The sequence below is a fragment of the Thermocladium sp. ECH_B genome (genome assembly GCA_001516585.1).
In the GTDB taxonomy this organism is placed as follows: domain Archaea; phylum Thermoproteota; class Thermoprotei; order Thermoproteales; family Thermocladiaceae; genus Thermocladium.
In genome coordinates this window covers 1-8,989 of sequence record LOBW01000073.1, presented here as the reverse complement: position 1 = coordinate 8,989, position 8,989 = coordinate 1, and the positions used below count along the sequence as shown (strand labels likewise).

Here is an 8,989-nt window from a genome sequence, read left to right as displayed (position 1 = left end):
GCATCCATTATTATGGTTGGGTCCTCCTTAAGTATTGCCTTTATTGTTTCTTTTAACTCGCTCATTTTTATTGCTAATTAACTTAATTCATGAGTTAAATACCTTTCCCTTCATGGGATTCAATTAATAAATATGAGCAAGGTTTTAATATGATATTATATAGCTGATTCGCATGCGGATTAGCCTTATCTGGTTGATGCTGGTCATGATGGCGCTCACGCTAATCATGCACGCTGCATTGCCTAGGGTTGTGCATATAGGTAATGTATCCGCTCATTACGGTTCATTCAATATACCTGAACATTCAGGTGAATTAAGTGTTCCTGTTAATAATTTTACATTAAGCATCCCGCTTAACTCATCGGTTCCACTTAACGCAACGCTAGTCTTCAAAGCCGGTAATGTCTCGATGAGTCGCGAAGTGATTATTAACGGATCAACTATTGTTAACTTACCGGTCTCGTTGCCATTTGGTTCATATGTTGCCTCCATATATGTTTATGAGGGGAGCATTGCCTTAGCCTCCAGTAACTTCACTTTATCGTTGGTTCCACCATCTATAACTAATATATCATTATCTACTTGCGGCGTGATACAGTCGCTCCCTGCCACCACTCTATATTCAATTGGAACGCTTAACTTCACAGTTTCAGCTGTGGCGCCGCTTAACGCCACGATAATCGTATCAGTAAATAGCCAATCACAAATATCGCGATTTCTCATAAATGATACCTTACAGATTAGTCGTGTGATTCAATTAAACAATTACAATAACACGGTTGGGATTTATGTTGTTTATAATGGTGAATTATTGGCTTCCTACAACTCATTTGTGATTAAACGAACACCGAGCATAACCGTATCATATAGTTACGGTAACTACACTGAAACCCTGGCCAATGCTACTCAGGTAGTGGTATCTACGATGCACTCCATACATATAAATTACGCGATTAATCCACAGATTCCCGGCATTAGATCCATAGTTACGTACAGCAACGGTGGAGAGGGATTCACAGCCCTATTTTCTGATCCAGGTAAATACTTAGGTCGTGTTGCATTTATGTATGGGTCATGCAGTATAGACACGATTGGTTTTTCAGTGANAGCGATTCCCCCCACGATTAAACTGGTACCAATAAATCATACTCTACCGGTCGGCATTGCATCGATCATGGATGTGGCGATATCATTCAATCAATCATTGATAAAATACGTCCTGGTTAGGCCCACGGGCGGAATTGGAGTTACNGTTCCATTGATTAATTACGTGCTTAAGTATCCGGGAATAATGCCATTAAATGTAACCCCATACTCTATAGGCGCAGGATCAGTATCATTGACCTATCAAGCCGTGGATTACGGTGGATATACTTATGGACCTTATAATTCATCAATGATAATTAATTCAACTGTGCCCAGCATAACCATAACTGGCCAATCCATAACTTTCGGAGAGGAAGAGAATTTGACGATTCACTTAAGATTCATGGGTAAGCNCATCAATTCGGCTGAGATACAGGTATTGGTGACTAAAGGAGGCGAACCATTGATCAGTTACTTAGGAAGAACTAATTCCGAAGGTGCATTATCGCTTAGATTAATGCCCAACTCAACGGGTATTTACATGGTTACTGCGAAATTCGTATCCCTGGCTCCAATACCAATACAGAACACCACAACGTTCCTAGTGCAGCAAGCTTCTCCCGTTCTCCATATTTGGATTAACTCCACTCACATAACATATGGGGAATCCATGTTGATAAACGCAACGCTATCACCTGCCTCAGCTGCTGGAATAATTAATTTATTCATAAATAACACATTATTTCTTACAAGGAATGGAACTAAATTATCACTTCTCTTTACTCCTCCCTCCACGGGTAGCTACATAATCGTTGCCCAATACTTAGGTAACACCAATTACTCCCCATCAATAACCCAAGTAGTGGCGCATGTGGAGAGGGCTAATTGCCGCATTTCTCTAATAGGGGTCACAAGCATTGTGGGGTCACAGCTCAATGTGCGGGGATTTATAAAACCAAACATAACTGCCACGCTGGAGGTAACAGTCAATGGCTCTTACTTGGATACGATTAGAACGAGCGGTTCATTCAGCATATCGTTTATGCCTAGACTGCCGGGGAATTACTTGATTAATGCGTCTTGGCAAGGGAATCCAAATTATAATCCATGTTACTCAACCGAGATAATCAAGATATATAAGGCCACGCCCATAATAGAGTTAAAGCCATCATTATATTATGGAGTTGCTGGGCAATACATGGCTCTGGATGTATTGATCAGAAGCAATGTTTCGCTCCCAACAAATGCGGCCGCGATCCTAGTTATTAAAAATGGAAATAATACGATCCAAAGAGCGCTCTTGATTAATAATGGATCTATAATACGATTATTGCTGAATAAATCAATGACCATATCGTTAAATTATTTAGGCAATGAATATTTTGGGGAAGCCCAAGGAGGACCAATAATGATAAATGTAATGNCGGGACTAATGGGAATACCGATGTACTCATTCATTGTATACCCCCTCATGCTTCTCCTTGGAATATTGACAGCCATAGCGACGGAAAAGTTCTTCCTAAGAAGAAGAAGCCCTAGCCGCGGCTAGCCTAATTACCTCCCCATCTAGTCTCTTCATGAATGCGGATAAATTGCCTCTATCTGCCTCCTCCTTATTCCATTTATTCACGAATTCCTCTAGTCTCTTTTTGGAGCTGATCGATAAGGATACGGTAGCTGCCTCCCTGCTTAAGTCATAATAATTCCCCTTACCTATCCCAGGGCAGTAACCAATGGCTCCATCATATAGCTCCATGGTAATCACTGGACCAGGCCTATAAATAAATGGATAATACCTACAAGTGAGCGGCTTATAATCATGTATTGAACACACCAATTCCCCATTCATCCATTTAGTGAATATGCAGGAACCATCAATCTTCTTACGTAGAACCAAGTAATACTCACGCCCATCGCTTAGCTTAACTGCTGGGTAACCCCAATCCCCCGCTACGGCCTTTGGATAAAGCGCAGCGACTCTGCTGGGCAGCAAGCCGAGATTAAGATATATATTCGCTAAATCATCCAAGGTAACGGTTATCCAGTAACGCCTACAGCACTCGCCGCAGAGAACACAGCTAAACCTGATTTTTGGGGCCACGAATTTAATCATTACTTGCCTAACGCCTTGCGAAGCTTCTCCTTGAGGATCGGCACGAATTTATATAAGTCCTCAACCACTCCGTAATCTGCGTATTGGAATATCGGTGCATTCTTATCGCTATTCACGGCCACAACTATTCTGGACTCAAGCATGCCAGCTATGTGTTGTGGTTGACCGGATATCCCTATAGCCATATACATTTTCGGCCTAACCTTGTGGCCGCTTAAGCCAACCCAATGATCCTCCGATAACCACTTCAAATCAGCAGCTATTGGCCTAGAGCACCCCACTTGAGCACCCAGCACCTCAGCTAACTCAAAGGCTATCTTAAGGTCATCCTGCTTCTTAAAGCCACGACCAACCGATACTATTAATTCCGCATCCTCTATTTTAAGCGACCCCTTTGGCTTCTCCTCCTTTCCCACAAGGCCAATTATGGGCTTTGCGATTCTCTTTTCAATGCTTGGCTGAGTCGGCTTCTCACTTGGTTGAAATCTCTTGGGTTGAACAACCAGGGCAGCCATGCCGTCGACCTCCACCTCCTCAGCTCCCCTGTTCCCCATGGAGTACTTAGAGAACTTGCCGGGGCCCATTACATCAACTATGTCAACCACATTAGGTATCCCCAATTTACCCGCAATATATGCCGCAATTGTTTTCCCATCCNTAGTAGCTGGGAATATCAAGTATTTAGCATTACTTAAGTCGCTGGATATAGCTTGGTAGAGAGCTGCTGGATCGCAGATTGATCCACACTCTATATTAATAACCTTACTTGCTCCATATTTTCCAGCCTGGTTAATCGCTTGTTCATCTCCATTTAACAGGAACACTGTGGTTTCATCGTTAAGTCTCTGGGCTAGTCCCATTATGTCGAGGGTTGATTGGAATGAGAATATCCCTATCACTTCAATCACCTCGGCGTTAATATGCCTTCTTGCGCCAAGTACTGAATTAATTTATCTGCCTTCTCCTCAACGGTGCCGCTCTCTATTATTATCTTCTTGCGTTGAATCTGGAGGGGCTTCAGTGATGTGGTTTTTATTTTGGACTGAATCGAGAGCCCTAGATCTGTCAGGGATAACTTGGTCAGCGGCTTCTTCATGGCCATCCGTATTTGGAGCAGCGGAGGTATTCGGGGAGTATTTATTTCCCTAGTTACTGTAATCACGGCCGGCAACTTGGTGTTTATGACTTGAACCTCATCCTCTAGATCCCTCTTCACGGTTATATTGTCATTGCCTAACTGCGTTATTTCCCTCACGTAAGTCACTATTGGTATTCCTAGTTCAGCGGCTACCCGTGCAGGCACTTGACTACTATAGCCATCTATTGTTGCTTCCCCCCCAATTATTAGATCGAATTGCCCTATTTTCCGTTTGAGCACCTCGCTTATTGTCTTCGCCGTGGCCGTTTGATCAGTGCCTATTAGCCCATCATCGACCACAACTATGGCTTCATCAATTCCCATTGCTAGCACTTCTCGCCCAAGGTTCTCGACTTCCCCCGCCCTTTTTGTAGTAGGTGGATACTTAGATATCATTACTGCAATCGTTTTCCCGCTCTTGGTTTTTTCCTTTATTCTAATGGCTTCCTCGGCCGCGTTCCTATCTATATCACTTATCTTTAATGGAGTGTCCTCGATCATTATTTTATTAGCGGCTGTTCTCAAGTTACTTGTATCTAGAGCGGGCTTTACTAGAACCACTATATTCATATGTAGAATAGCTAGAAAATAGGCACTTATAAAATTTGCCTTTACGGCTTTTAGGTGTCCTAGTACTGCTTAATTTGGAAATGTTTTATCTTAACAAGGGTTAAGGGGGCGGAAGACCCGCGAGGTGGGAATGGCCCCCTTATAGAAACGTTTAAATGCTTCTATTGTACAATCCATTAATGCCCACCGTGGGGTTGTTCACTAGTGTAGAATAAGTACTAAAATGGGCATTGTAAGGCTAGGACAAGGCTCCTTTCTAATGATGCGTCAGCTTGTATTAAGAGATGGTGATCTTGGTTAACATGATGTTTCCTCTACATGGATTAATCTTAAAANCCCCCTTAGTTATTGACAGAAGCATATGCCTATTGAGCGAGTAGTTGAGTATAGGATATCTGTGCCGTTTGAATCCGCGCTTGATGTCATTGCCAAGATTGGCGAAATCGGCGTTTTCATGTTCATGTCTAGGCCTCCAGAGATGCCGTCTCCGCCCATACCTCAAGATATTTACGATAAGGTAAAGTACGTGGAGGAAGCGTCGAGGGAGTTGAAGCAATTGCTTCCAGAAGTGGAGCCTACGTCTATTAATCAATATAGGTTTAAGTCGTTTAGTGACATGTTAATTAAGGTATATGACGACCTAAGCAATTTCATGCTTAGAATAAAACAGTTCCAGGACCAAATTAATAATGCATNTATAGAGATAGATAGGCAATCCATAATGTTAGCTGCATCTAATGTCTTGAAATCATTGCCAAGTGACTTAAAGCATTTCTCAGTGACTGTAGCCAGGATTTCTACAAAGGATCTAGGCGAAGCAGAGAAGGCATTGTCATCAATTAATGCCGTAACTACTGTGATTGCTCAGGATCAGGGACGCACTAGTCTAGCCGTGCTTTATCCAAGTTGGCTAGCCTCATCCGTGAGCAGCTCATTGAGGTTATTTAATGCTGAGGTATATGACTTCATCAACGTAGATTTAACTAAAGCCAATGAATCGTTAGTTAAATTGAGGAGGGAGAAGGAGGCTGCTGAGGCGGCGTTAAGGGAATTCATACAGCGAGAAACTATCCGCGCCGCATCACTAATAGAGTTAGCCTCATCCATATCAGACATATTCAAGACATATACCGGCAATGCCTTCGAGGAGGGCGGTGAATTCCTATCCAGGATAGATATGTTGAGGGAATCAATAGGCGAATTAAGGAAGCGAGTGGATGAGTTGAACCAAATGATTGATTTCTTATATGAATTGAAAAGAAATAACATCAACTCGATTAAGCTAGGAGCCATTAGGTATAAAGTCTTCCTGGTCAAGGATGGGGTCCCGCCTGAATTAGAGAGATTACCGGGGTACGACATAAACATGGGCGGTCGCTATGCATATGTGGCCGTGAATCCACCTGATCAGCTCAAGATAAATGCAATAGAGGTGCCCACCGACTTGCTGGCTAATGTGGATGATGGCATTAAGGTAATGGAGAAGCAGAAGGAAGAGGCCCAACGAAAGCTTGAGGAGCTAAGCGGGGAGCTGCAGCGGATGATTGATTCATATAATCAAGTATCGAATTTCGGGGTTGATAAGGCTAGGGAAATACGGAGCGGTAGGGTAGTTACTCTCCGGGGATACGTGGTGAAGCGTAACGCCGATAAGTTTGATGATGCCTTGTTCAAGATATTCTCCATATTGGCCATTGATGCGNAGGTTAGGAAGTTCTCTAAAGTAATGCAGTTAACCACTGTGAATACAAGGGAGGCGCCAACCAGCGAATCATACCCATCAATAGTCGATTCATTTAAGAACATNGTATACATGTATGGCGTTCCGGAATATAGGGAGGTGAGTCCAGTGCCGATTGCTGCATTCTTCTTCCCAATATTCTTCGGCTGGATGTTTCCGGATGCCGGTCATGGATTGCTGGTGCTATTAATGGGNTTGGCGCTNTATAAGTATAGATATAGGGGAAATAATTCATTTATGCGAGGCATATTCGGCGGCAAGTATAGTACTTGGGGCTTGATATTCATGTTGATGGGAATAATGGCCATCATATTCTCAGTGATATATTCAGGCGAGTTCTTTGGGCTTGATCTAATACCCACGCTTACTGGTCTCCACATAATAGAATTAACGGCAGGAACTGGTTTATCCCCATCCATGGATTGGATAGACTATACATTCACCGCAGCCATATTATTTGGATTAATCATTCTAACATTTGCTTTAATACTAACTGTGATAAATAAGATTAGGCTGGGACATGTATTGGATGGGATAATATTGACATCCACGATCATAGTGTTCATAGGCGCAGCCCTGACATTCATGTCGGTCGGCCTGGTTCCAATACTTTATCAACCAATTTATAGTTACATAAGATCCATGTATGTAGTGGATATTTCCCTCTTCATCATTGGCATAATAATGTTCGGCGCATCGATAGGCTATGTTAGGTATAAATATAGGCATGAGAAGCTTGATATGGGCGAATTGATAATAGCATTCGCAATAGAAGGCATACTGGCGGCATTAGCCAATGTGATATCATTCATGAGGCTCGGCATAGTTGCTCTAGTTCATTCCCTTTTAACAGCCATGTCCATAGGCCTAGTGGATACGCTTGGCGGATTGACTAATCCAGCCGGCTTCATAGTATTCGTGGCATTAAATCTCCTAATTGCCTTGGGCGAGGGCTTCTTAACATTCATCCAAGGACTGAGGCTTCACTATTATGAAATGTTCTCCAAGTTCTTTGAAGGACTTGGAACGCCATTCACTGCATTCAGAATAGGCGGCAAGTTCACGATGATAGAAATAGGTTAATCCATAAACCTAAAGTTTCAAAGCAATAGATGCAAAATAACTTTCTGTTGCTTTGCTATGCAATTTATTGACGGAATTCTTGCGAGCGAGTGCAGTAAAGCAAGTCGACATGAATGATTCAGCATGGATAGGTGGGGAAGCCATTTTTGGGTGTCCTCCAAGGGATTTTGGGGATAGTTCTAGAAAAGATTAAAAATAACTATTATTTCTAGATTATGTGGAGTTATCTCGAGTCAGCGATGTAATGCGTGAAATAACAGTCACAGTAAATGAGTCGGATCTCCTATTACTTGCCGTGAAGCTGATGATGGAGCATAAGATAAGCGTTGTATTGGTTACTGATGAGACCGAGACTCCCATAGGCATACTCACTGAGAGGGACATAGTTAAGGCAGTTAACTCCAGCCCTGGCTCTCTTCAATCACTTAAGGTCGGATCCGTGATGACTAGGTCCCCAATAACTATAACAAGGGACGCCAGCATCCTAAAGGCAATTCACATCATGGCCAAGCACCAAATACGGCACCTACCTGTAGTGGATGAGAATGGCTTCCTCGAGGGCATAGTGTCAATACGAGACATTGCTGTTGAGCTGGCTAGAATGCTAGTGGATATGGAGGTGATGGGGGTGACCACTGAAGAGAAAGAGATGATTAAGTCGCTCGGCGAGGAGATCGATGTAAATATAGATGAGGGGCGGGGATTCTAAATGGAGCAGCTGCCCAGTTCCCGCCATGTAGGCCCGAGCCGTGCGTCTTAGTCGGGTTGANCCCCCTAACCAAGCTAGACTACGGCCCCTCGATCAAGCATTGCCTGGTGCATTTTTATTTTTTATCCTAGAGAATCAGTGTTCTTGTATTTATGTTAACGATAATCTTTAAAATACAGTTGAAGTAGGGTGCCGCATATGGCGTATGTACCTAAGACACTGATGCTCGGTAGGTGTTGGAGATGCGGCAAGAGGATTTATAAGGCGGATGATTACTATACTTGCTCTAAATGCGGCACCATGTACTGCCCCACCTGCGCAAAGAAAATGCGGGGAAAATGCGCAATAGATGGAGCCGAGTTGATACCCCATTAGTTCAATGCTCTAGAGCAAATCGGTTTTTCTTAAATAGGAATTCCTCAGCGGTAAAATTTAAATGGATTGCCGGGCAAGGATCATGAGCGGGGGTACCCGAGCATGGTCAAAGGGGGCGGGTTTAGGTCCCGTTGGCGTAGGCCTGCGTGGGTTCAAATCCCACCCCCCGCACCA

The 8,989-nt window shown here is 43.2% G+C and carries 6 protein-coding genes and 1 tRNA gene; 4 read left to right on the top strand and 3 right to left on the bottom strand.

Annotated elements, in window-relative coordinates:
- Window positions 1-172 precede the first annotated feature (172 nt).
- On the top strand, window positions 173-2,635 hold the full coding sequence (locus AT710_08165) for a hypothetical protein (protein ID KUO90864.1): 2,463 nt from the start codon (window positions 173-175) through the stop codon (window positions 2,633-2,635).
- Here the strand turns inward: AT710_08165 and AT710_08160 are convergent.
- The 3 genes from AT710_08160 to AT710_08150 form a co-directional block, all read right to left on the bottom strand.
- Window positions 2,606-3,187, bottom strand: a complete 582-nt coding sequence (locus AT710_08160) for a hypothetical protein (GenBank protein KUO90863.1) — start codon at window positions 3,185-3,187, stop codon at window positions 2,606-2,608. The genes AT710_08165 and AT710_08160 overlap by 30 nt on opposite strands.
- An 11-nt stretch (window positions 3,188-3,198) precedes the next feature.
- The gene (locus AT710_08155) at window positions 3,199-4,059 is read right to left on the bottom strand and encodes a hypothetical protein (protein ID KUO90865.1); all 861 of its coding nucleotides are present in this window, start codon (window positions 4,057-4,059) and stop codon (window positions 3,199-3,201) included.
- Between the two features lie 44 nt (window positions 4,060-4,103).
- Entirely contained in the window at window positions 4,104-4,907 is an 804-nt protein-coding gene (locus tag AT710_08150; protein KUO90862.1) for an electron transfer flavoprotein subunit beta, read from the bottom strand.
- 361 nt (window positions 4,908-5,268) lie between these two features.
- Between AT710_08150 and AT710_08145 the strand changes: the two genes are divergently transcribed.
- The 3 genes from AT710_08145 to AT710_08135 all read left to right on the top strand — a co-directional run bounded on the left by AT710_08145 (window position 5,269) and on the right by AT710_08135 (window position 8,989).
- Window positions 5,269-7,731, top strand: coding sequence for a hypothetical protein (locus tag AT710_08145; GenBank protein KUO90861.1), 2,463 nt, complete (start codon window positions 5,269-5,271; stop codon window positions 7,729-7,731).
- 217 nt (window positions 7,732-7,948) lie between these two features.
- On the top strand, window positions 7,949-8,440 hold the full coding sequence (locus tag AT710_08140) for a hypothetical protein (GenBank protein ID KUO90860.1): 492 nt from the start codon (window positions 7,949-7,951) through the stop codon (window positions 8,438-8,440).
- A gap of 461 nt (window positions 8,441-8,901) precedes the next feature.
- A tRNA-Leu gene (locus AT710_08135) sits at window positions 8,902-8,989 on the top strand.